22 protein-coding genes are annotated in these 20,916 nt (G+C 68.6%); 13 read left to right on the top strand and 9 right to left on the bottom strand.

Annotation, left to right across the window (positions count from 1 at the left end; translation table 11 throughout):
• Window positions 1-64: 64 nt before the first annotated feature.
• Window positions 65-964 (bottom strand): LysR family transcriptional regulator, encoded by a 900-nt coding sequence (locus tag NB3_RS25265; RefSeq protein WP_067808350.1) that lies wholly within the window; start codon window positions 962-964, stop codon window positions 65-67.
• Between the two features lie 71 nt (window positions 965-1,035).
• Here NB3_RS25265 and NB3_RS25260 point away from each other — a divergent pair, with 71 nt between their 5' ends.
• The 4 genes from NB3_RS25260 to NB3_RS25250 all read left to right on the top strand — a co-directional run bounded on the left by NB3_RS25260 (window position 1,036) and on the right by NB3_RS25250 (window position 3,942).
• On the top strand, window positions 1,036-2,397 hold the full coding sequence (locus tag NB3_RS25260; protein WP_067808348.1) for an FAD-binding oxidoreductase: 1,362 nt from the start codon (window positions 1,036-1,038) through the stop codon (window positions 2,395-2,397).
• A 79-nt stretch (window positions 2,398-2,476) separates the two neighbouring features.
• Window positions 2,477-3,361, top strand: coding sequence for an SPFH domain-containing protein (locus NB3_RS25255; RefSeq protein ID WP_067808346.1), 885 nt, complete (start codon window positions 2,477-2,479; stop codon window positions 3,359-3,361).
• 12 nt (window positions 3,362-3,373) lie between these two features.
• Window positions 3,374-3,532 carry a type II toxin-antitoxin system antitoxin gene (locus NB3_RS35690; RefSeq protein WP_168434213.1) on the top strand — a complete coding sequence of 53 codons (159 nt, stop codon included), beginning with the start codon at window positions 3,374-3,376 and terminating at the stop codon, window positions 3,530-3,532.
• A gap of 101 nt (window positions 3,533-3,633) precedes the next feature.
• The gene (locus NB3_RS25250; RefSeq protein WP_157111999.1) at window positions 3,634-3,942 is read left to right on the top strand and encodes a hypothetical protein; all 309 of its coding nucleotides are present in this window, start codon (window positions 3,634-3,636) and stop codon (window positions 3,940-3,942) included.
• Here the strand turns inward: NB3_RS25250 and NB3_RS25245 are convergent.
• Complete coding sequence (locus NB3_RS25245) at window positions 3,920-4,771, bottom strand: class I SAM-dependent methyltransferase (protein WP_067808342.1); 852 nt, start codon at window positions 4,769-4,771, stop codon at window positions 3,920-3,922. The genes NB3_RS25250 and NB3_RS25245 overlap by 23 nt on opposite strands.
• A gap of 240 nt (window positions 4,772-5,011) precedes the next feature.
• Here NB3_RS25245 and rpsA point away from each other — a divergent pair, with 240 nt between their 5' ends.
• Window positions 5,012-6,478, top strand: a complete 1,467-nt coding sequence (rpsA, locus tag NB3_RS25240) for a 30S ribosomal protein S1 (protein ID WP_039797295.1) — start codon at window positions 5,012-5,014, stop codon at window positions 6,476-6,478.
• A 69-nt stretch (window positions 6,479-6,547) separates the two neighbouring features.
• On the opposite strand, the gene NB3_RS25235 is transcribed toward rpsA, so the two are convergent.
• Window positions 6,548-7,048, bottom strand: coding sequence for a hypothetical protein (locus tag NB3_RS25235; RefSeq protein WP_067808340.1), 501 nt, complete (start codon window positions 7,046-7,048; stop codon window positions 6,548-6,550).
• Window positions 7,049-7,240: 192 nt separating this feature from the next.
• Entirely contained in the window at window positions 7,241-7,915 is a 675-nt protein-coding gene (locus NB3_RS25230) for an NAD(P)-dependent oxidoreductase (RefSeq protein WP_067808338.1), read from the bottom strand.
• A gap of 85 nt (window positions 7,916-8,000) precedes the next feature.
• Here NB3_RS25230 and NB3_RS25225 point away from each other — a divergent pair, with 85 nt between their 5' ends.
• Window positions 8,001-8,702, top strand: a complete 702-nt coding sequence (locus NB3_RS25225) for a TetR/AcrR family transcriptional regulator (RefSeq protein WP_067808336.1) — start codon at window positions 8,001-8,003, stop codon at window positions 8,700-8,702.
• Window positions 8,703-8,738: 36 nt separating this feature from the next.
• Here NB3_RS25225 and NB3_RS25220 read toward each other — a convergent pair whose 3' ends face one another.
• Window positions 8,739-9,350: a TetR/AcrR family transcriptional regulator gene (locus NB3_RS25220; RefSeq protein WP_067808335.1), complete on the bottom strand. Its 612-nt coding sequence runs from the start codon at window positions 9,348-9,350 to the stop codon at window positions 8,739-8,741.
• 61 nt (window positions 9,351-9,411) lie between these two features.
• On the opposite strand from NB3_RS25220, the gene NB3_RS25215 reads away from it, so the two are divergent.
• On the top strand, window positions 9,412-9,771 hold the full coding sequence (locus NB3_RS25215; RefSeq protein WP_218020640.1) for a hypothetical protein: 360 nt from the start codon (window positions 9,412-9,414) through the stop codon (window positions 9,769-9,771).
• A 61-nt stretch (window positions 9,772-9,832) separates the two neighbouring features.
• On the opposite strand, the gene NB3_RS25210 is transcribed toward NB3_RS25215, so the two are convergent.
• Window positions 9,833-11,269 carry an MFS transporter gene (locus tag NB3_RS25210; protein WP_067808333.1) on the bottom strand — a complete coding sequence of 479 codons (1,437 nt, stop codon included), beginning with the start codon at window positions 11,267-11,269 and terminating at the stop codon, window positions 9,833-9,835.
• Between the two features lie 100 nt (window positions 11,270-11,369).
• Between NB3_RS25210 and NB3_RS25205 the strand changes: the two genes are divergently transcribed.
• Together NB3_RS25205 and coaE are read left to right on the top strand one after the other, a co-directional pair.
• Window positions 11,370-11,792 (top strand): MarR family winged helix-turn-helix transcriptional regulator, encoded by a 423-nt coding sequence (locus NB3_RS25205; protein WP_157111997.1) that lies wholly within the window; start codon window positions 11,370-11,372, stop codon window positions 11,790-11,792.
• Between the two features lie 1,064 nt (window positions 11,793-12,856).
• Entirely contained in the window at window positions 12,857-14,068 is a 1,212-nt protein-coding gene (gene coaE / locus NB3_RS25200) for a dephospho-CoA kinase (protein ID WP_067808329.1), read from the top strand.
• Between the two features lie 14 nt (window positions 14,069-14,082).
• Here coaE and NB3_RS25195 read toward each other — a convergent pair whose 3' ends face one another.
• Both NB3_RS25195 and NB3_RS25190 read right to left on the bottom strand, forming a co-directional pair.
• Window positions 14,083-14,607, bottom strand: a complete 525-nt coding sequence (locus NB3_RS25195) for a ribonuclease FAU-1 family protein (protein WP_067808328.1) — start codon at window positions 14,605-14,607, stop codon at window positions 14,083-14,085.
• A 57-nt stretch (window positions 14,608-14,664) separates the two neighbouring features.
• Window positions 14,665-15,318, bottom strand: coding sequence for a ribonuclease FAU-1 family protein (locus tag NB3_RS25190; protein WP_084823657.1), 654 nt, complete (start codon window positions 15,316-15,318; stop codon window positions 14,665-14,667).
• 496 nt (window positions 15,319-15,814) lie between these two features.
• Here NB3_RS25190 and uvrB point away from each other — a divergent pair, with 496 nt between their 5' ends.
• Window positions 15,815-18,004, top strand: coding sequence for an excinuclease ABC subunit UvrB (gene uvrB, locus NB3_RS25185; RefSeq protein ID WP_067808327.1), 2,190 nt, complete (start codon window positions 15,815-15,817; stop codon window positions 18,002-18,004).
• 59 nt (window positions 18,005-18,063) lie between these two features.
• On the opposite strand, the gene NB3_RS25180 is transcribed toward uvrB, so the two are convergent.
• On the bottom strand, window positions 18,064-18,534 hold the full coding sequence (locus NB3_RS25180) for a VOC family protein (protein ID WP_067808325.1): 471 nt from the start codon (window positions 18,532-18,534) through the stop codon (window positions 18,064-18,066).
• Between the two features lie 52 nt (window positions 18,535-18,586).
• Between NB3_RS25180 and NB3_RS25175 the strand changes: the two genes are divergently transcribed.
• The 3 genes from NB3_RS25175 (at window position 18,587) to NB3_RS25165 (ending at window position 20,870) form a co-directional block, all read left to right on the top strand.
• A complete protein-coding gene (locus NB3_RS25175) occupies window positions 18,587-19,486 on the top strand; it encodes a helix-turn-helix domain-containing protein (RefSeq protein ID WP_084823656.1) in 900 nt (299 codons plus the stop codon).
• 28 nt (window positions 19,487-19,514) lie between these two features.
• On the top strand, window positions 19,515-19,928 hold the full coding sequence (locus NB3_RS25170) for a DoxX family protein (protein ID WP_067808323.1): 414 nt from the start codon (window positions 19,515-19,517) through the stop codon (window positions 19,926-19,928).
• A gap of 489 nt (window positions 19,929-20,417) precedes the next feature.
• Window positions 20,418-20,870 (top strand): universal stress protein, encoded by a 453-nt coding sequence (locus NB3_RS25165; protein ID WP_067808321.1) that lies wholly within the window; start codon window positions 20,418-20,420, stop codon window positions 20,868-20,870.
• Window positions 20,871-20,916 lie beyond the last annotated feature (46 nt).

Below are 20,916 nucleotides of genomic sequence, written 5' to 3'. Positions count from 1 at the left end.
GCCGAACGTGAGTGCGGAACCTGGCCCGTCCTCCGCCGGTCGGGCCGGGGCGACCCCACCGTACTCACGTATCGGCGCGCAAGGCGATGCGCAGCTGGCCGAGCAGCACTTTGGCCGCGGGGCTCGCGGGACGGTCGGTGCGCCACGCCAGCGCGAGACGCCCGCGCGGTTCCGGCTCGACGATGCGGACCATCCGGACCCCGAAGGCCGCTGCCTCCGCGGCGGTGAGTTCGGGCACGACGGCGATGCCGAGGCCACGGGCGGCCAGGCGCAGCAGCAGCGCGGGCGCCGCCGCCTCGTAGGCGACGGTGGGCTCGAATCCCGCCGCCGCGCAGGCGCGCTCGAACACGCCGCGGATGCCCGTGCCCGGCGTGAGGCAGATCAGCGGACGATCCCGCAGGGCGGTGAGCGGCAGCTCCGCGCCGAAGCCGTGGTCGGCCGCCGCGACCGCGGCCACCAGCGCGGTCTCCAGCACCACTTCGACGCCGATGGCCGGATCCGGTTCCGCGCCGGTCATCCCGATCAGGGCCACGTCCAGCTCGCCGCGGCCGAGGGCGGCGAGCATCCGCTCGGAGGTGTCCTCGGTGAGGCTGATGGCGACCTGCGGGTGGTCGTGATGGAAGTCGGCCAGCACGGCCGCGACGTCGAATTCCTCGACCGCGGCTCCCGAGATGAGGCCGATCCTGACCTGCCCCCGTAGCAAGCCGGTGAACTCGTCCACCGTGTGACCGACCCGCTCGGCGGCGGCGAGCGCCGCCTTCGCGTGCGGGAGGACGGCGGCGCCGACCTCGGTCAGCGTGACGGTGCGTCCGCCCCGGTCCAGCAGCGGATGACCGAGCTCGCGCTCCAGCTGCCGGATCTGGGCGCTGAGCCCCGGTTGGGCCAGGTGCAGCCGAGCCGCCGCACGGGTGAAGCTCGCTTCCTCGGCGACTGTGACGAAATAACGCAGGTGGCGCAGTTCCATAACTGATCATTATAGGAACCAGAATAACGATCTGTTTTACTTCTTTTCGCTGGCCGGGCAGGGTCGAAGTCATGGGAAACAACGCCGCACAGATCGAAGACAACAGCGACATCTACACCGGCCCGGTGTTCGGTCCGGGTGACGACGGCTACGAAGCGGAGCTCGCCGGGTTCCAGACCGCCTACACCCATCGGCCCGCCCTGATCGTGGTCGCGGTGCACGCCGAGGACGTGCGCGCGGCCGTGGAATACGCTGCCCGCCACGATCTGCCGATCGCCGTGCAGGCCACCGGCCACGGACTGTCCGTCGCCGCGGACGGCGGCGTGCTGATCAGCACCCGGCGCATGACCGGCATCCGGATCGATCCGGTCCGCCGGACCGCGCACGTCGGCGCGGGGGTGCGGGCGGGCGCGCTGGTCGAGGCGGCGGCCGGGCACGGGCTGGCGCCGGTGAACGGGTCGTCGCCGTCGGTGGGCGTGGTCGGCTACCTGCTCGGCGGCGGCGTCGGGCTGCTCGCGCGCCGGTTCGGGTACGCGGCCGAGCACGTGCGAGCGATCGAGCTGGTCACCGCGGACGGACGGGTGCGCACGCTGACGCCGGACGACGAGCTGTTCGGCGCCGTGCTCGGCAGCGGGGGCAACTTCGGTGTCGTCACGGGCATGGAGGTCGGCCTCGTGCCGGTCACCAGGGTGTACGGCGGACAACTGATGTTCGATACGCCGCTGGTCGAGCGGGCGCTGGAGGCGTGGCGGCAGTGGACGGCGACCGTGCCGGAGGAACTCACCTCGACGGTCACCATGCTCGCCTTCCCCGACGTCCCGCAGGTGCCCGCGCCGCTGCGCGGTCGGTACGTCGCCTCGATCCGGATCGCCTACGACGGGCCCGCGGAGGAAGGGGAAAGGCTGGTCGCGCCGTTGCGGGCGGTCGGGGAGCGGCTGAAGGACGACCTGCGCGAGATGCCGTACACCGAGTCGCACACCATCCACAGCGACCCCGACCATCCGCACGCCTACGCCGCCACCAACGCGCTGCTCGGTGCATTCACCGGCGAAACGGCCGCGGCCCTGCTCGCCGTCGCGGGTCCGGATTCGGGTGCGGGCGCGGTGATCGACGTCCGTCATCTCGGTGGCGCGCTGGCCCGCCCGAGCGGCGCCCGGATCGCCGTCGACCATCGCGAGGCCGCCTATGTCGTGCGGATCATCACCGGTCCCGAGGCCGCCGCCACCCGCGCGGCGATCCGTGCCGCGCTGACGCCGTGGACGCTCGGGCACAGCCTGAACTTCCTCTACGGCGCGGGCGCCGAAGCCGACGAGGCGCAGACCCGCGCGGGTTACGGGCCGGAGACCTACGCCCGGCTGGTCGCGCTCAAGACCCGGCACGATCCGCGCAACCTGTTCCGTTTCAACCGCAACATCCGGCCGGACGCAGGCTGATCGCGCCGCCGCCGCGCCCTGTGCGGCGCGGCGGCAGCATGCTATCTTCGTGATATCACTCTGATATTGGGAGGATGTCATGCAGCTTCGCTCCGCGTTCCACCTCGACGGCTTTCTGGTGCTGTTGGGGTGGTTCGTGCTCACGGTCTTGTTCGGCGGCGGCGCCGCGCTCGGTTTCACCGTCGGCGCCAGGGACGGCAACGGCATCGCCGTGGCCGGTGCGGTGGCGGCCACGGTGGTGGTCGTCGTCCTGCTGCTGCTCGCGACCGGCCTGACCGTCGTGAACCCGAACGAGGCCAAGGTGGTGCAGTTCTTCGGCCGCTACGTCGGCTCGGTGAGCGAGCCCGGCTTCTACTCGGTGCTTCCGCTGACCGATCGCAAGAGCATCTCGTTGCGCGTGCGGAACTTCGAGACCCAGAAACTCAAGGTCAACGACGCCGACGGCAACCCGGTGGAGATCGCCGCGGTGGTGGTCTACCGGGTGGTCGACAGCTTCAAGGCCGCCTTCGCCGTCGACGACTACGAGGAGTACGTGGAGACCCAGTCCGAGGCGGCCGTCCGGCACCTGGCCACGACGCACCCGTACGACGCGCACGAGGCCGACCGCACCAGCCTGCGCGACGGCGCCGAGGTGGCCGAGGAGCTGACCGTGGAACTGCGCGAGCGCACCGAGATGGCAGGCATCGAGGTGCTGGAGGCGCGGATCACCCACCTCGCCTACGCGCCCGAGATCGCCCAGGCGATGCTGGTGCGCCAGCAGGCCGCGCAGGTGGTCGCCGCGCGGACCAGGATCGTGGAGGGCGCGGTCGGCATGGTCGGCCTCGCGCTGGAGCGGCTCGCCCAGGAGGGCATGGTGGAACTGGACGAGGAGCGCAAGGCGGCGATGGTGTCGAACCTGCTCGTCGTGCTGTGCGGCGACCGTCCCACCCAGCCTGTCGTCAACGCCGGTTCGCTCTACTCCTGAGGCGGGCTGCCCGTGGCCGAGCGCAAGAAACTGCTGCTACGCCTGGACCCGGCCGTCCACGACGCCATCGCGAAGTGGGCGGCCGACGACCTGCGCAGTATCAACGCCCAGATCGAATACGCGTTGCGGCTGGCACTGGAGCAGGCCGGGCGCAAACCGAAGTCGCAGTGACACGACCTCGATACCCATCAGAGATGGCGCCCCGGCCCGATGGCGCGAAGACTGGCAAGGTGTCAGCAAATTCCCGGCCATCGGAACCGAAAGGGGAAATGATGACCACGATCGTGCATATCGACGACACCGTGCGCGACTACGAGACGTGGAAGCCCGCCTTCGACGGTCTGGAGCAGTTCTTCGCGGATGCCGGAGCCCGCAACTGCCGGGTGGCGCGGTTCACGCACAACCCCAACCGGGTCCTCATCGAGTTCGACTTCGACACCATGGCGGAGGCCGAAGCCTTCCGGGACGGCCTGCACAAGCTCGTCGACCTGCCGCGGACGCAGATGCTGCTGGTCAGCCACGAGGTCTCCATCCTGGAACTCGTCGACGACCGCCGCCTCACGCTGCGGGCTTCCTCGTGACGAAGATGGCTGTACCGGGAAACAGTTCGCCGCGCAGCGGGCTCCACTGACCCCATTCCCGGTCGAGCCATTCCGGCCACTCCGGTTCGACGATGTCCTCCAGCGTCAGGCCCGCCGCGACGATCTCCCTGACCCGGTCGCCGATGGTCCGGTGATGCTCGACGTAGGTGGGCACGTTCTCGCCGTCGACCTCGACATAAGGGGTGCGGTCGAAGTACGGGATGGTGGCGGTCAGGCCCCCGGGACCGGGATCGTCCGGGAAGATCCAGCGCATCGGGTGGTTCACCGAGAACACCCAGCGGCCGCCGGGCCGCAGCACCCGCGCCACCTCGCGCATCACCAGCGCCGAGTCCGCGACGAACGGCACCGCGCCGAACGCCGAGCAGGCCAGATCGAACGACGCGTCCGCGAACGGGAGAGCCTCGGCGTCCGCCTGCACCAGCGGAACCCGCGGGCCACCGTGCGCCATGACCGCGAGACCCCGCTCGAGCATCCCGCGCGACAGGTCGAGCCCGACGGGCCGCGCGCCCTGCCCGGCCAGCCAGCGCGAGCACGGAGCCGAGCCGCAGCCGATCTCCAGCACCGCCTTGCCGGTGACGTCGCCGAGGAAGCGCATGTCGCCCTCGTGCAGGCCCTCCGGGCACCACACGAACTCGCCGCCGGGGGAGTCGACGCCGAGGAACTCCGCGTGCGTCTCGTGGTATTGCGCGGCGTCGGCGTCCCACCACCGCCTGCTGGCCAGTCTGCTGGCCGCCGAACCGATTCGGGTCCGCACCGTGCCCGCCGTTCCGAGCTGTGCGTTCGCTTGCGCATGGCGATCTTCCGACACGCCGATCAGACTATCGGCGTGGCGACCCGACCGGTTTGCCCGCCCGGACCGAGGTCGCGTACGCTGAACGCGCGAGTGTCTTCCGTACAGCCGTACCGAAGTTCAACCCGTGCTGAGTTTCACGCGCGTCGCGTGCGGTACGTTCCTAGTGTCCGTCTTCACACCTCGCGGTGAGATCGCAGCGTACCGAAAGTTCCAATGTCCGCAACCGACCACAATCCGTCCGGAGCAAACCGACATATGCCCACCACCGTCACCTCGCCGCAGGTAGCCGTCAACGACATCGGCTCCGCCGAGGATTTCCTCGCCGCCATCGACGCCACGATCAAGTACTTCAACGACGGCGACATCGTCGAAGGAACCATCGTCAAGGTCGATCGCGACGAGGTCCTGCTCGACATCGGTTACAAGACCGAAGGCGTCATCCCCTCTCGTGAACTCTCCATCAAGCACGACGTCGACCCCAACGAGGTCGTTTCCGTGGGCGATGAGGTCGAGGCCCTTGTTCTCACCAAGGAGGACAAGGAAGGCCGCCTGATCCTGTCGAAGAAGCGGGCGCAGTACGAGCGTGCGTGGGGCACCATCGAGGAGCTCAAGGAGAAGGACGAGGCCGTCAAGGGCACCGTCATCGAGGTCGTCAAGGGCGGCCTGATCCTCGACATCGGCCTGCGCGGCTTCCTGCCCGCGTCGCTGGTCGAGATGCGGCGCGTCCGCGATCTCCAGCCGTACGTCGGCAAGGAGATCGAGGCCAAGATCATCGAGCTGGACAAGAACCGCAACAACGTCGTGCTCTCCCGCCGCGCCTGGCTGGAGCAGACCCAGTCCGAGGTGCGCAGCGAGTTCCTGCACCAGCTGCAGAAGGGCCAGGTCCGCAAGGGTGTGGTCTCCTCGATCGTCAACTTCGGCGCCTTCGTCGACCTGGGCGGCGTGGACGGTCTGGTGCACGTCTCCGAGCTGTCTTGGAAGCACATCGACCACCCGTCCGAGGTCGTCGAGGTCGGCAACGAGGTCACCGTCGAGGTGCTCGACGTCGACCTGGACCGCGAGCGCGTCTCGCTGTCGCTGAAGGCGACCCAGGAAGACCCGTGGCGTCAGTTCGCCCGCACCCACGCGATCGGCCAGATCGTGCCGGGCAAGGTCACCAAGCTCGTTCCGTTCGGCGCGTTCGTCCGCGTCGAGGAGGGCATCGAGGGCCTGGTGCACATCTCCGAGCTGGCCGAGCGCCACGTGGAGGTCCCGGACCAGGTCGTGGCCGTCGGCGACGACGCGATGGTCAAGGTCATCGACATCGACCTGGAGCGTCGCCGGATCTCGCTGAGCCTCAAGCAGGCCAACGAGGACTACCACGCCGAGTTCGACCCGTCGAAGTACGGCATGGCCGACAGCTACGACGAGCAGGGCAACTACATCTTCCCCGAGGGCTTCGACCCCGACACCAACGAGTGGCTCGAGGGCTTCGACAAGCAGCGCGAGGAGTGGGAAGGCCGCTACGCCGAGGCGGAGCGTCGCCACAAGATGCACACCGCGCAGATGGAGAAGATGGCGGCCGACGCCGCGGCCGAGGCCGCGAACGGCGGCGGCGCGTCGAACTACTCCTCGGAGAGCGGTTCGCAGTCCTCCGCCGGCCAGGCCGAGCCCGCCGGTGGTTCGCTGGCCAGCGACGCCCAGCTGGCGGCTCTGCGCGAGAAGCTGTCCGGCAACGCCTGATCGGCATCAGCTGAACGACTGTGCCCCAACCGGTATCCGGTTGGGGCACAGTCGTTTCGATGAGCGCCTTCAGGCTTTCCCGTGCCGTGACGCTTTCGTCGTGCCGCGTTGTACGCGTGGCGCGGGAGCCGGCGGCCGGGTCGCCTCGTGTGGCGCCACCATCTGAGCCGTGGTGAGCGCGACGACCTGGATCTGCTCGAGCCGTAACCCGAGCGAGGCCAGCCGGGCGACGACGCCGAGCCGATGTTCCGGCATACCCGGCCCGATCACCAGCGGTTCGCCCTGCGGCCGAGGCAGGACGTAGGCTCGTCGTCCGGCGTCGAACCGCACGGCTGCGCCGTCCCGGATCGCCCGGTAAGCGTCCAGATCCAAGGTGCTGTGCCGGATCGGGTCGATCAGCAGCGACGCGACGGATCGCTCCACCTGCCGCAGGAACGGCTCTTGGTCCGACGGATCCAGATGCTCGATCCGCTGGGCCACGCGGGCGCGGTAATCCTCCGCGGCGGGACGCAGCAGAGAACGGTGCCGCTCGACCTCGGCCGCGAAGGCCACGAGTTGTTCGTGATCCACGGCGAGACGGTCGGATGCCGAAGCAAGGACGTCGGGCATGGTGACCCCTATCTCTCGGGTTGCGGGTTACTTTGTGTCGCAACCGGATCGACGTCCGACATCCGCTATTCTGCCGGAGGGGTACGACAGAAATCGCGCCGTGCGAGGCGCCTGCTCGTTCGTCCACGCACCGAATCGTCCGGCGGGATTGTCTCAGTACCCCACGGTGAAGCGGCGCTGCACGAAACGGGGCTGCTCGGCCTCATCGATGAGGGCGACCGCCACGTCCTCTGCGGAGATGTCCCCGCCGCCGACCAGGAGCTGATCGCCGCCGATCCGGAAGCGGCCGGTGCGCTCGCCGGGATTGATCCGCCCCGAGGAAGGGCTCAGGTAGGTCCACTTGCGGTTGGACAGCCGGTAGATGTTCAACGCGTCGCGGAGGGCACGCACCACCCGCGCGTAGTCCGCGGGAACGTCGAGGACTTCGGTGAGGGTGCGGGTGAAGTCTTCGGTGTCCAGCAACTGTGTGCCCGGCGCGACTTCCAGGCTGCCGGCCCCGCCCACCGCGAGCAGCCGGACGCGCGGCTGTCGATCGAGCGCTGCGACCATCGCCCGTGCGCCCACCACGAAGTCGTCCGCGTTGGCGATGGTGTCGGCGATGCCGTGCCCGGCGTTCACCGCGCTCACGACGACGTCCAGCCCGGATATGGCCCCGGCGATGCTGTCGGCGTCGAGCCAGTCGGCCACTGCCCAGGTCTCGTCGCCTCGGTGGGAGGGGAAACGCGCCGCGTCGCGCGTGAAGGCGGTGACCCGGTGCCCCCGCCGCAGTGCTTCGGTGACCACGCGCGAACCGATGACGCCGGTCGCCCCGAAAACCCCGATATCCACGACTTCTCCTTAACGATGTTCATTTACTACACGCCGTTCAGTTACAACACGGCAGATAGTATCCCAACGCTGTAGGGTGTCAACCGTGGCCGAAATCGTGAGAAGTCGCCGGGAGCGTCTGCGCGCGCAGACGTTGGAGGACATCAAGACGATCGCGCTGCGACTGCTGGCCGAGGGCGGCCCGGACGCGATCTCGCTGCGCGCCATCGCCCGCGAGATGGGCATGACCGCGGGCGCGATCTACGGCTACTTCGCCACCCGCGACGACCTGATCTCCACCCTCATCTCCGACATCTACACCGCCTTGGTGGACCGGCTCGAAGCGGCGCGCGACGCCGTTCCCGCAACGGATCCGGGCGGTCGCGTCATGGCCTGGGCCGAGGCCGTGCGCGCTTGGGCGATCGAACGGCCCGCCGAATTCCGGCTCATCTACGGTGATCCCGTGCCCGGCTATCGGCCGCCGCCCGGCGGACCCGCCGTCGCGGCCGAATTGCGTGCCTGTACCGGTCTGGTCGGTCTCACGGCCGCGGTGTGGCCACGAGCCGCGGCGACGCAGTCTGCGCCGGACTGCGAATGGTCCGACTTCGACGCGAGCCTTGCCGATCATGTCCGCTCCGACTTCCCGGATCTGCCGCCCGATGCGCTCGGGCTCGCCCTGCGGCTGTGGGGCCGGATGCACGGACCGATAGCGCTCGAGGTGTACGGCCACCTGCGGCCGCAGTCGCAGGACCCGGGGAAACTGTTCCGCGCCGAGATGCGCGACTTGGTTCGTTCGCTCGGTTTCTAGCCTGTCGGGTTCGGCCCGTCCTCGAAGCGGCGGGGATCAGTCATCGCCGCCCTCGCCTGCCGGTGGTGTGCTCGCGGGGGAGCCCGGCTCGGCGGGGCCGTGTGCGATGTCGTGGAAGGCATTGCGGAGCAAGGCGGTGATGCGCTGCGGCGGCGCGTCGCGCAGACCTTCGAGTTCGAGCAGATGGCGGCCGATCACCACGCCGATGGTGACGGCGCCCAGTAATCCGGCGCGCAGGTCCGCCTCGTCGTCGCCGAGTTGCCCGGCCGCTTCGCGTTGCCGCGCGGTCATGGCCGCGCGCACCTCGTCGGCGGCGTCGGGGTGGGTGAGCATCGAGCGGATCGCCGCGAGCGTGTTGACCGGCCGGTCCGCGAGCTTGATGGCGAGCGCGTCGAGTAGGAGTTCGGCCACCTGCTCGGGCGTCCCGGCGATCGGGTGGTCGTCGGCGAAGACGGCGACGCGTGCGAACAGGTTCTCTTTCGAGCCGAAGTACCGCATCACCAAGCTCGGATCGGTGTCCGCCTCCGTCGCGACGGCCCGGATGGTCGTCCGGTCGTAGCCGATCTCCGCGAACAACCGGCCCGCCGCCGCCAGGATCCGGTTCTCGGTATTGCGGCGTTGCTGTGCTCGGCTGGTCGGGGCATCCATAAGTTCAGTCTACGTGTGTTGACTCAATGCACCGCGAGGCGTAGCTTTCGGTCTACAACTGTTGACTGAATTGGAGAGTGAGGTGGTGGCGATGTGGACCACGGTCGTCCTGGCCCTCGGCGCCGGAATCCTGGGAGTGAACGCCGTTCCGCATTTCGTGAAAGGGATGGTGGGGGAGGAGTTTCCGAACGTCACGGGTAACGCGCCCGTGCGCAATGCCGTGGCCGGGTTCCTCGGACTGCTGCTGACGGCGCTGATCGTGTACTGGGCCGACTTGGCGAGTCATCCATGGGCCGGTGCGGTGAGCATCGGCATCGGCGGCCTGAGCATGGCGATCTTCCACGGCCTTGGTGGGGCTTACCGACTCAATGCCGCGCTCGGGCTGCCGAATCCGCCGCGGCGGATACATGCCGCTGCGTGACCCTGCGATCCGGGCCGGAGCGGCTGCGGCGAGGTGGCTCGCCGAAGCCGCTCCATGCCGCTCAGCGAGCCGGCGCCGCGGCGGTGCCCGCTTTCGCCGTGATGCCGACCGCCGCGAGAATCGCCGCCACCGCGAGAATGGCGGAGCTGACTTCGAAAGCGAGCCGGAATCCCTGGCTCAGTGCGGATTCGGCGGAACTCCCTGACTCGAGCAGCGCGGTGCTCCGGCTGATGGCGACGGTGCCGAGCACGCCGAGCCCGAACGCGCCGCCGAGCTGTTGGGTCGTCGTCACCAGTCCGGAGGCCAATCCCGTGATGTCCTCGTGGGTCTCACCGACCGCGGCGATGGTGATCGACACGAACGCCAAGCCCATGCCGAATCCCGCGGCCAGCATGCCGGGCAACAACTCCCGATAGCCTCCGGCGGGCGACAGGCGCGACAGCGAGAGCATGCCGAGACCGCAGGCGATCATCGCGGTGGTCAGCACCCAGCGCACGCCCAGGCGCGGAGTGAGGGTCGCCGATGTCGCGAAGCCCGCGATCACCACCGCGCAGAACGGCAGCCAGGCCGCTCCCGTGCGGGCCGGGCTGTAGTGCATGACCTGCTGTAGGTGAAGGGTGAGGAAGAACAACATCGACAGGATCGCCGAGCAGAACAGGACATTGGCCGCGTTGGCTGCGGCGCGATCGCGATCGCGGAAGAACGACAAGGGAATCAGCGGGGACGGGTGGCGCCGTTCACGCGCCAGGAAGGCGAGCACCAATGCGACTCCGGCGCCCAACCGGAACGCCGTCGCCGCGGCGGAGGCCCGGCCGCTGTCGATGAGCCCGAAGTCGAACGCCGCCACCGCCGCGGTGATCAAGGCCGCGCCGAGCCCGTCTATGCGCGACCGCTCGGCTTCGTCGTGAGTTCCCGTCTCCACCAGCTGCGGGATCGCGACCAGGGCGATCAGCGCCACCGGCACATTGATGAAGAAGCACCAGCGCCAGCTCGCGTACTGGGTGATGACGCCGGAAAGCACTACGCCGAGCGTGGCCGCCAAGCCGCCGAGGCCGGCCCAGATGCCCAAGGCGCGACTGCGCGCTCGCGGATCGCTGAACAATCCCGCGACGATGCTCAAGGCGGCCGGACTGGCGAGTGCGCCGCCGATGCCCTGCCCGGCGCGGCTCGCGACGAGCATCAGGCCGTTCTGCGCGAGGCCGGTGGTCAGCGACGAGACCGCGAATACGGTGACGCCGACGAGGAAGACCCGTTTGCCGCCGAACAGGTCGGCGCACCGGCCTCCGACGAGCAAGAATCCCCCGAACAGCAGAAGGTAGGCGTTGACGACCCAGGTCAGGTCGCTCTCGGGCATGTGCAGCGAGCGCTGAATGGTGGGCAGGGCCACGTTGACCACGGTGTCGTCGAGATTCAGCATCATCTGCACCGAGCACAGCAGCGTCAACGCCAGATATCCGGACCTCAGGCCGGGGCGCGGTGCGATCTTCGAAGTAGTCATGATTCCTTCACTGGTGGTGTACCACTAATTTGCAGCCATGGTGACATCCAAACTGTTGGTGGTCAACCACTAATTACTGCGCGGTGGGTAGGCTGGGCCGGTGAGCGAACCGCAAGAGGCGCCGAGCATGGCGGAGTTGGTCGACGTGCTGCAGCGCGCGGTCGGGCTGGTGCGCGCGCATTTCGCCGCGACAACAGCACGTTTGGGCGTGACGCCGGCGCAGGCCAAGGCCCTGGGGCGATTGGCGACGCCGCTGACGCCGAAGGATCTCTCCCGTCAGTTGGGCGCCGACCTGTCGAACACCGCCAGCATGGTGGACCGCTTGGAGGCTCTGGGTCTGGTGCGCAAGGAGGTGCACCCCAGCGATCGCCGCGCGCGTCTGCTGACGCTCACCGCGCGGGGGGAGGAGCTTCGGGAAACCCTCGATCGAGAGGTGTTCGGCAACGTTCCCGCGCTGGCCGTGCTCGATGAACCGGAGCGCAGGCAGCTGTACGGGCTGCTGCGACGCGTGGTGTCGGCCTGAGCGACGGCGGCCGGGGCCTGCGAGCCCGGCTCGATCCGACGGTTAGCCAGGAGTGCGCCACTTCGCGAATCCGAAACGCGGCCGCCGCTGGCGAATAACGATATCCCGTGCGACCACAATGTGCGGGAATCCGGGAGTCGAGCGGGAATGCAGCGGAATCGGTGGCGGTTTCGGCGGCGCCTTTCTCTTGTTCCGATGGTGGTCAGGAAATGGAAACCTGCCGCCGATTCTCCGGCGTGGACGAGGGTGGAGTCGTCGCCGATTCGACGGAGTGCCCTCGTAAATAATCTGTCGCGAGGCGATGTGGAGGGTTCGAGTTCACGTTCTCGGAAGTGACGCTGTTTTCGCATGGCTGCCGTCGAGTTCCGGCGAAACCGATCCCACTGTCGCGGCTGCGAGCGATCTTGCAGCTGTACTTGCATTCGGTTCGGCCGATTGCCTTGCCGCACACCGCACCCGCCGGTGGGTACGCAAAACAGTGGCCCAGCCTTGGCTGGAGGCTGGGCCACTTCGAGCTCGGGTTCAGCTTGCGGTAGCAGGTACCCACCGGACCGCGGGTGCGGCCGGACGGTTCCGCATGGCGGCGAAACTGTGCCGCGCGGGACTGATGAACGCGGTGAACCAAGAGCGACGGTGCTCCGCGAGCGCCGCCGCGACAGCGGGGATCTGAATGCAGTGCACTCGCCCCGCCATGCCCAGGCGGTGGCGACCCGTCTGGTTGATTCTGGTGCCCAATGGTGTTCCTTTGCTTCGCTGGTGTCGGCCTGGGATCGCCACGGCGAAGATTAGCGGAACGAAACTGCCCGGCAGAGTATTTTGCCCGAGTAATTGCCTCGGCGTGTCGGAAAGTCGTCGCGGCCAACCGTAAACATCCGAAATTGTTGCGAATCGGTCTCGGCGCTGTCACGGAACGGGCAAATGGCTTCCCGGGCGGTGGAATACACGACGGCATCCGGCATTCGGCGGCATTGCCCACCCACCCGGCCGTTGCCGCCGGGTGGGTGGGCGGCGACGCGCTCGGGGCAGTGCGGGCCGGCGCGCGGCCCGGATGCGAGACTGGGCGAATGTTACGAATCGGCCTCACCGGAGGCATGGGAGCGGGGAAGTCGACGGTGGCCCTGGCCCTGGCCGACCTCGGCGCGGTGGTCATCGATTCCGACCTCATCGCCAGGGAAGTGGTCGAGCCGGGCACCGAGGGACTGGCCGCGCTGGTGCAGGCGTTCGGCGCCGACATCCTCGCCGCGGACGGCAGTCTCGACCGGCCCGCCCTCGCGGCCAAGGCCTTCGGTGACGACGCGGCGCGCGCGCAGCTCAACGCGATCACCCACCCGCTCGTCGGAAAACGCACCGCGGAATTGATCGCCGCGGCGCCTGCGGACGCCATTGTGGTGCAGGATATTCCGCTTCTGGTGGAAAACGGCTTGGCGCCGTTGATGAATCTCGTGCTCATCGTCGATGTGGACGCCGAAACGCGAATTCGCCGTTTGGTGGAATTCCGTGGTGTCGCGGAAGCGGATGCGCGGGCGCGTATTTCGGCGCAGGCGACCGATGAGCAGCGCCGAGCTGTCGCCGATGTGTTGCTGGACAACAGTGGAGCGCCCGGGACGGTGGAAGCGGAGGTGCGCAGGCTGTGGACGGAGCGGCTGGTGCCGTTCGAACGCAACCTGCGTGCCGGTACCCCGGCCCGCCGCGGTGACATCCGGCTCGTGCCCGCCGATCCCGAATGGTCCGCGCAGGCGCAGCGGCTGATCGCCCGGCTGTGGGTGGCCTGCGGCGCCGCCGCCTCGCGGATCGACCACGTCGGCTCCACCTCCGTGCCGGGGCTGCCCGCCAAGGATGTGATCGATCTGCAGATCACGGTCGCCGACCTGGCCGTCGCCGACGGTCTGCGCGATGCCATCGCCGCCGCGGGGTTCCCGGCGCGACCGGAGGTCACCCAGGACAATCCCAAGCCGACGCCGCAGGACCCGGCGGGTGCGGACACCGCGCTGTGGAGCAAGCGCTTCCACCAGAGCGCCGACCCCGGCCGTTTGGCCAACGTGCATGTGCGCGTCGACGGTTCGCCCGGGCAGCGGTACGCGCTGCTGCTGCGGGACTGGCTGCGCGCCGACGCGGGGGCCCGCGCGGAGTATCTCGCGGTCAAGCGCGAGGGCGAAGCCAAGGCGGCGGGGCTGACGGGAGCGGAGGCGACCGCGGCCTACCTCGGCGTCAAGGAACCGTGGTTCGACGCCGCGTATCCCCGGGCGCTGGCCTGGCGGGAATCGTCGGCCCGCTAGCCGGCTGCCGCGGCCTACAGCCAGGTCAAGGTGATGTCCATCGTCTCGAGCCAGCCCTCGAAGGTGTGACCGTTGGCGGCGATGCCGTCGATGGCGGCCGTGGCGTGCTGCACGGCCGCCTCGGCGTCGGCGAGACCGATCAGGCCCGCGGCATGCGCGGCGATCAGCTCGTCGACGTCGAGCAGCTGGGTCTCGCGCGCGGAGCGCACGACGATGTCGAGGTAGTGGTCGACGGACTTCCACTTCTTCGGGGCGACCGGTGTGAAATCACCGATGTCGAGGTAGTAGTCCTGGTCGCGGCGATGCGCGGGCAGGTAGTGGAAGATGGTCGCGCGCAGGTGCAGCTTCGGCAGCAACCAGGACTCGATGTAGTGGAACTGCGGGTGATCCGAGGTGCGCGCCATGTACAGGCCCCACGGCTCGACGTGGTACTTCTCGACCGGACGCACGAAGCCCTTCGGATCCGTGTTCGTCAGATCCGCGAGGTTGAAGTACTCGACCTTGGGCCGGTGCACGTCGACGATGGGTGCCTGCGTCATGCATCAAGAATCTACCGCCGTCGCCGACGCGTCGAGCCGGAGGCAGTAATCCGCGGGCTACATCCAGGTGAGCGTGATGCCGTTGGCGGCGAGCCAGCTCTCCACGCGGTGATCGTGGGCGGCCAGCCCGTCCAGCACGGCCGTGGCCCGTTCGAACGCGCGGTGCGCCTGCGCTGTGTCGACCAGTCCCGCGGCATGCGCCGCGAGCAGCTCGTCGACGCCGAGGAGCTCGGCGGTGCCGCCGCGGCGGACGGCGATGGACAGATACTGGTCCACCGCCTTCCAGCGCTTCTGGCCGACCCGGGTGAACTCGCCGACGTCGAGCCGGTAGACCGGCTCCCTGTGGTGTGCCGGGTTGGTCCGCGCCAGCGTCGCGCGCAACGAGAGTCCCGGCAGCAACCAGGATTCGAGGTAGTGCGAATCCGGTCCGCCGACCCGGCGTGCCATGTACAGGCCCCACGGCTCGACGTGGAAGCGTTCGACCGGGCGGACGAAGCCCTTGGCGTCGGTGTTGCTGAGTTCGGCCAGATTGAAGAACTCCACCCGAGGCCGGTGCGGCGCCGGTCTGCCCGCCGCGGCGATCGGCCCGGGTGGGGCGGCCGTGGCGGCGCCCGCGACAGAGGGAACCGCCGCCCGGATGTCCCTGGCGACGTACCCGGCGAAGCCGGTCATGGCCGGCACGGCGACGAGTAATGGAATCAGACCGCTCATGGCTCTTGTCCTTCACGTCCGAACAACCAGATCAGGTTACACCTGGGTCCTGGTGCCCGCGCGGTTCGCGATAAGGTGTTCGCCGACACGAAACCTATTGCGGCAACGGACATTTCGGACATGTAACCGTTCGCGCCGAACGGGCGCGGAGCCGCTGTGAGGGCGCCGTCGAGCCCGCGCGCGCCGCCGATCTCCGTGCCGCGGAGAGCGATCGGAGCCCGCTCGGGCCGGTTGGCCCAAAGTTGTTGGAAACGTTCGCATTCGGTGTACCCACCGGGCGATGTCGGCTATCCCTCTGGTTCCCCCCGGCGGACGGGCGGTTCGTCATCTCCGGGCGCTGTCGCGTCGGCGCGAATCGGTGGCGCTCGGTGACCGGCCGGTCGCCGACCGTCCATGCTGTGACCGGTTTCACATCGTCGATGGGGAGGTATCGGCCCGCTCGTGACCGTCCGTCGTCCACGAGAACCTGTCGGTGGGTGGGCCTACGCTGGTGAGCATGGCATTCGCAACCGAGATTCCGGCGGAGGGCTACGAGGATCGCGCCGCCGAGCAGCCGCTCGCGCACTCGGAGTTCCGCCCCGTCGGCGAGATCGAGCGCATCGGCGGCCGGTTCGAGGTGGTCAGCGAGCACCAGCCCGCGGGCGACCAGCCCGCCGCGATCGCCGAGCTGGAGCGCAGGATCAAAGCGGGGGAACGCGACGTGGTGCTGCTCGGCGCCACCGGTACGGGCAAGTCGGCCACCACGGCCTGGCTGATCGAGCGGTTGCAGCGGCCGACGCTGGTGATGGCGCCGAACAAGACGCTCGCCGCCCAGCTGGCCAACGAACTGCGCGAGATGCTGCCGAACAACGCCGTCGAGTACTTCGTCTCCTACTACGACTACTACCAACCCGAGGCGTACATCGCGCAGACCGACACCTACATCGAGAAGGACAGCTCGATCAACGACGACGTCGAGCGGCTGCGCCATTCGGCGACCTCCAGCCTGCTGTCCCGGCGCGACGTGGTGGTGGTCGCCTCGGTGTCGTGCATCTACGGCCTCGGCACGCCGCAGTCGTACCTCGATCGGTCGGTGCAGCTGCAGGTCGGCACCGAGATCGATCGGGACGCGCTGCTGCGGCTGCTGGTCGACGTGCAGTACACCCGCAACGACATGGCGTTCACCCGCGGCTCGTTCCGGGTGCGCGGCGACACCGTGGAGATCATCCCGTCCTACGAGGAACTCGCGGTGCGCATCGAGTTCTTCGGTGACGAGATCGAGGCGCTGTACTACCTGCACCCGCTCACCGGCGACGTGGTCCGCCAGGTGGACATGCTGCGCATCTTCCCCGCCACCCACTACGTGGCGGGTCCGGAGCGGATGGAGCGCGCGGTGCGCGACATCGAGGCCGAGCTGGAGGAGCGGCTCGCCGAGCTGGAGCGCCAGGGCAAGTTGCTCGAGGCGCAGCGGCTGCGCATGCGCACCCAGTACGACCTGGAGATGATCCGTCAGGTCGGGTTCTGCTCCGGCATCGAGAACTACTCGCGCCACATCGACGGCCGCCCGCCCGGTTCGGCGCCCGCGACGCTGCTGGACTACTTCCCGGAGGACTTCCTGCTCGTCATCGACGAGTCGCACAACACCGTCCCGCAGATCGGCGGCATGTACGAAGGCGACATGTCGCGCAAGCGCAACCTGGTGGAATACGGCTTCCGGTTGCCGTCCGCGGTGGACAACCGGCCGTTGACCTGGGAGGAATTCGCCGACCGGATCGGGCAGACGGTATACCTGTCGGCCACCCCGGGTCCGTACGAGCTCGGGCAGACCGGCGGCGAGGTGGTCGAGCAGGTCATCCGGCCGACCGGCCTGGTCGACCCGAAGGTCGTGGTGAAGCCGACGAAGGGGCAGATCGACGATCTGATCCACGAGATCAGGCAGCGCACCGAGCGCGACGAGCGGGTCCTGGTCACCACGTTGACGAAGAAGATGGCCGAGGACCTCACCGACTACCTGCTCGGGCTGGGGGTCCGGGTGCGCTACCTGCACTCCGAGATCGACACCTTGCGCCGCGTCGAGTTGCTGCGGCAACTGCGGCTCGGCGAATACGACGTGCTGGTCGGCATCAACCTGCTGCGCGAGGGGCTCGACCTGCCCGAGGTGTCGCTGGTGGCGATCCTGGACGCGGACAAGGAGGGATTCCTCCGCAGCACCACCGCGCTGATCCAGACGATCGGCCGCGCGGCGCGCAACGTCTCCGGCGAAGTGCACATGTACGCGGACAAGATCACCGACTCGATGCGGTTCGCCATCGACGAGACCGAGCGCCGCCGCGCCAAGCAGATCGCCTACAACGAGGAAATGGGCATCGATCCCAAGCCGCTGCGCAAGAAGATCGCCGACATCCTCGACCAGGTGTACCGCGAGGCCGACGAGACCGAGGTGGAGGTCGGCGGCTCCGGGCGCAACGCCAGCCGCGGCAGGCGCGCGCAGGGCGAGCCGGGACGTGCGGTGAGCGCGGGTGTGTACGAGGGCCGCGACGTCAAGTCGATGCCGCGCGCCGAACTCGCCGATCTCGTCAAAGAACTCACCGCGCAGATGATGAACGCGGCCAGGGAATTGCAGTTCGAACTCGCCGGTCGGTTGCGCGACGAGATCGCGGATCTGAAGAAGGAACTGCGCGGCATGGACGCCGCCGGGTTGAGTTGACCGGGGTGGCGCCGCCTCCGCGGGCCGTCGCTCGAACGACCGCGGAGGCAGCGGAGCCGTCAGGCCTGGGTGGCCATCCATTCGTTCACCCGGCGCTCGGCCTCTTCGCGCGAGACGTCCTCCACCTTGGTGAGCACCGCCCAGCGGTGTCCGAAGGGATCGATCACCACGCCGAACCGGTCACCGGTCACGAAGGTCTGCGGCTCCTCGACCTTGCGGGCGCCGTGTTCGACCGCGCGCCGCACCACCGCGTCGACGTCGGGGCAGTAGTGCACGATCGAGGTGTGCACCCACTCGCCGTTGGGCGCCAGCACGCCGTTGTCCGGGATGGGCATCCCCAGCTGCAGGGTCGAGTCGCCGATCTTCAGCTCGGCGTGCGCGGGCTGCCCGTCGGGCAGGTCGTTGCGAGTGATCACCTCGGCCTCGAAAACGGCGGTGTAGAAATCGATGGCTTTGTTGCCGTCGCCGACCGCGAGGAAACAGGTGATCGAGTGGTAGCCGTCGGCGATGGGATTCACTGTGTTCGTCATAACCACCACTTTCGCCGGTTCGGGCCCGTGGGTCTTGTAAGAAAGCGACACCGTGCCGAGTAGCGCCGAACCATCAGCCGAGCCGCCGCAGGCCCGTAATCCGGCCGCGCCCGCGGACACGAAGGGCATCCTGCATCCGGACGAGCAGGCACGGCATCGCTGGCTGGTCCGCTTACCGCCGGGCCCCGCCGTGGACCGCTACGTCGAGTGGTACTGGGCGGTGGGCTGGGATCTGCGCGGCAGGCCGCCGTACCGGGCGGAAGTCTTGTCCTATCCCAGCGTGAACGTCACCTTCGAGCGATCCGAGACGCGCACCGGCGGCTTCGTCAACGGCGTGACCACCACGAAATTCATCCGCGAACTCAGCGGGCTCGGTGAGACGTTCGGCATCCGTTTCCGCGCGGGCGGGTTCGGCGCGTTCACCGGCCTGGATGTCGGCTCCTTCCGCGATCGCGCCGTACCCATCGCCGAGGTGCTGCCCGACGCCGGGAGCCTGACCGAACGTGTGCTGGACGCGCCGACCGTGGAGGGCCGGCGCCGCGTCGTCGAGGAATACCTCGCGGATCATCCCGCGGTCGAGGATCCGACCTATCGGCTGGTGCTGCGCATCATCGACGCCATGGCCGCCGACCAGGAACTCACCAGGGTCGATCAGATCGCCGAGCGGTTCGACATCCCCGCCCGCACGCTGCAGCGCATGTTCCGTCGCTACGTCGGCGCCGGACCGAAATGGGTATTGCGGCGTTATCGGTTGCAGGACGGCGCCGATCTGCTCGCTAAAGGCCGCACCGAGGATCTCGCCGCGCTGGCCGCGGAACTGGGCTATTTCGACCAGGCGCACTTCTCCCGTGAGTTCACCGCGGAAGTGGGTATGGCCCCCCTGGAATATGCCAAGAATTCGCTACGTCTCCGGAACGAAGTCACCGCCAAGGTCATACCGACGCGGGCATAGTCGCCGGACAGCCGACAAGGAGCTGGACATGGACGTCGTGGTGTTGATCGGCCGCGTGTTGTTCGCGCTGCTTTTCCTGACCTCCGCGCTGGGGCATTTCACCCAGACCGCGGCGATGGCGGGCTACGCGCAGAGCAAAGGCGTCCCGATGGCGAAGGCCGCCGTGTTCGGATCAGGGGCGCTGTTCCTTCTGGGCGGCCTGAGCGTGCTGTTGGGCATCTGGGCCGACCTCGGTTCGCTGCTGCTGGTCGTCGCGCTGTTGCCCACGGCGCTCGTGATGCACCGGTTCTGGCAGGAGTCCGACCCGCAGACCAGGCAGGGCGAGATGATCCATTTCAACAAGGACGTCGCCCTCGCGGGCGCCGCCCTGATGCTGTTCGCGTTCTTCGCGCACGTCGACGAACTCGGATTGACCATCACCGGGCCGCTTTTCGACCTCTAGTCCGCGCCTCGCGCGCCGATATTGCGCGGCCTTTTCACTGCGGGAAGAAGAAGCCGCCGACATCGTCGGAGCGATTCGCGGCATATTCTGAGCAAACGATCGGCAGCGGTCTCGGTCGCAGGGGTGGTCCAAGCCCGATCGTTGCGTTCCCACCGCGCGATTACCGCGCGGGGCAGGCCGCTCCGCATGTGACGGACCTGGCTCTGTGATGAATATCCCAGCGCGGCAAAGCGGTTCGACGCCGTTGTGGCACTTCACAGGTTTAGTTCTCCGGAATTGCGTCTGCCCTGGTTGGTCCGGCCCTTTCCGGCATTCCCTGGCGAACCCGCCGCGGGAATGGTCGCGGACGGCCGGTGTGATGTCTTGCGATTTCTGAAATTTCCACGCCGATTGCCGCTATGGTCGAGCCCAGTCGCCGCGCCGACGCCCGGTCGAACCCCGGACGGACCCGCACGCGGCACCCGACCTACCGCATAGTTGGAGGAGAGCATGACCGCCTACCGGACCATTGTCGTCGGTACCGATGGCTCGGACTCGTCGTATGTCGCCGTCGAGAAGGCAGGGGCCCTGGCCGGTGTGTCCGGCGCGACCCTGGTCGTGGCCTGCGCGTACTACCCGACCGACGACCGCGACGTCGCCGCCGCGGCCGACGTGCTCAAGGAGGAGGCCTACCAGGTACGCGGTTCCGCGCCGACCAACGAGATCCTGCGCATCGCCCGGGACAAGGCGATCGCGGCGGGCGCGGCCGACATCGTCGAGCGCGCCATCGTCGGCGAGCCGGTGGAATCGCTGCTGTCGCTGGTCAAGGAAGTCGACGCCGACCTGCTGGTCGTCGGTAACCGGGGCCTGAACACCCTGGCCGGACGGCTGCTCGGCTCGGTGCCGTCGGACGTGGCGCGCAAGTCGCGCTCCGACGTGCTGATCGTGCACACCGTGCGCTGACCCCGCCTCGATCAAAAGGCTCCGTGCCATCGCGAATCGCGATGCG

Origin of the sequence: Nocardia beijingensis NBRC 16342, from assembly GCF_001612785.1 — a bacterium.
Classification (GTDB): domain Bacteria; phylum Actinomycetota; class Actinomycetes; order Mycobacteriales; family Mycobacteriaceae; genus Nocardia; species Nocardia beijingensis.
The sequence above is the reverse complement of the archived record's forward strand: the minus strand, read 5'-3'. Positions and strand labels throughout refer to the sequence as shown.

What these genes read in the sequence shown, in the direction of transcription:
- NB3_RS25210 (WP_067808333.1), bottom strand. Translation starts at nt 11,269, where the DNA reads ATGACTACTTCGAAGATCGCACCGCGCCCCGGCCTGAGGTCCGGATAT.
- NB3_RS25195 (WP_067808328.1), bottom strand. Translation starts at nt 14,607, where the DNA reads ATGACGCAGGCACCCATCGTCGACGTGCACCGGCCCAAGGTCGAGTAC.
- NB3_RS25250 (WP_157111999.1), top strand. Translation starts at nt 3,634, where the DNA reads ATGACCACGATCGTGCATATCGACGACACCGTGCGCGACTACGAGACG.
- coaE (WP_067808329.1), top strand. Translation starts at nt 12,857, where the DNA reads ATGTTACGAATCGGCCTCACCGGAGGCATGGGAGCGGGGAAGTCGACG.
- NB3_RS25190 (WP_084823657.1), bottom strand. Translation starts at nt 15,318, where the DNA reads ATGAGCGGTCTGATTCCATTACTCGTCGCCGTGCCGGCCATGACCGGC.
- NB3_RS25180 (WP_067808325.1), bottom strand. Translation starts at nt 18,534, where the DNA reads ATGACGAACACAGTGAATCCCATCGCCGACGGCTACCACTCGATCACC.
- NB3_RS25220 (WP_067808335.1), bottom strand. Translation starts at nt 9,350, where the DNA reads ATGGATGCCCCGACCAGCCGAGCACAGCAACGCCGCAATACCGAGAAC.
- uvrB (WP_067808327.1), top strand. Translation starts at nt 15,815, where the DNA reads ATGGCATTCGCAACCGAGATTCCGGCGGAGGGCTACGAGGATCGCGCC.
- NB3_RS25165 (WP_067808321.1), top strand. Translation starts at nt 20,418, where the DNA reads ATGACCGCCTACCGGACCATTGTCGTCGGTACCGATGGCTCGGACTCG.
- NB3_RS25265 (WP_067808350.1), bottom strand. Translation starts at nt 964, where the DNA reads ATGGAACTGCGCCACCTGCGTTATTTCGTCACAGTCGCCGAGGAAGCG.
- NB3_RS25170 (WP_067808323.1), top strand. Translation starts at nt 19,515, where the DNA reads ATGGACGTCGTGGTGTTGATCGGCCGCGTGTTGTTCGCGCTGCTTTTC.
- rpsA (WP_039797295.1), top strand. Translation starts at nt 5,012, where the DNA reads ATGCCCACCACCGTCACCTCGCCGCAGGTAGCCGTCAACGACATCGGC.
- NB3_RS25255 (WP_067808346.1), top strand. Translation starts at nt 2,477, where the DNA reads ATGCAGCTTCGCTCCGCGTTCCACCTCGACGGCTTTCTGGTGCTGTTG.
- NB3_RS25260 (WP_067808348.1), top strand. Translation starts at nt 1,036, where the DNA reads ATGGGAAACAACGCCGCACAGATCGAAGACAACAGCGACATCTACACC.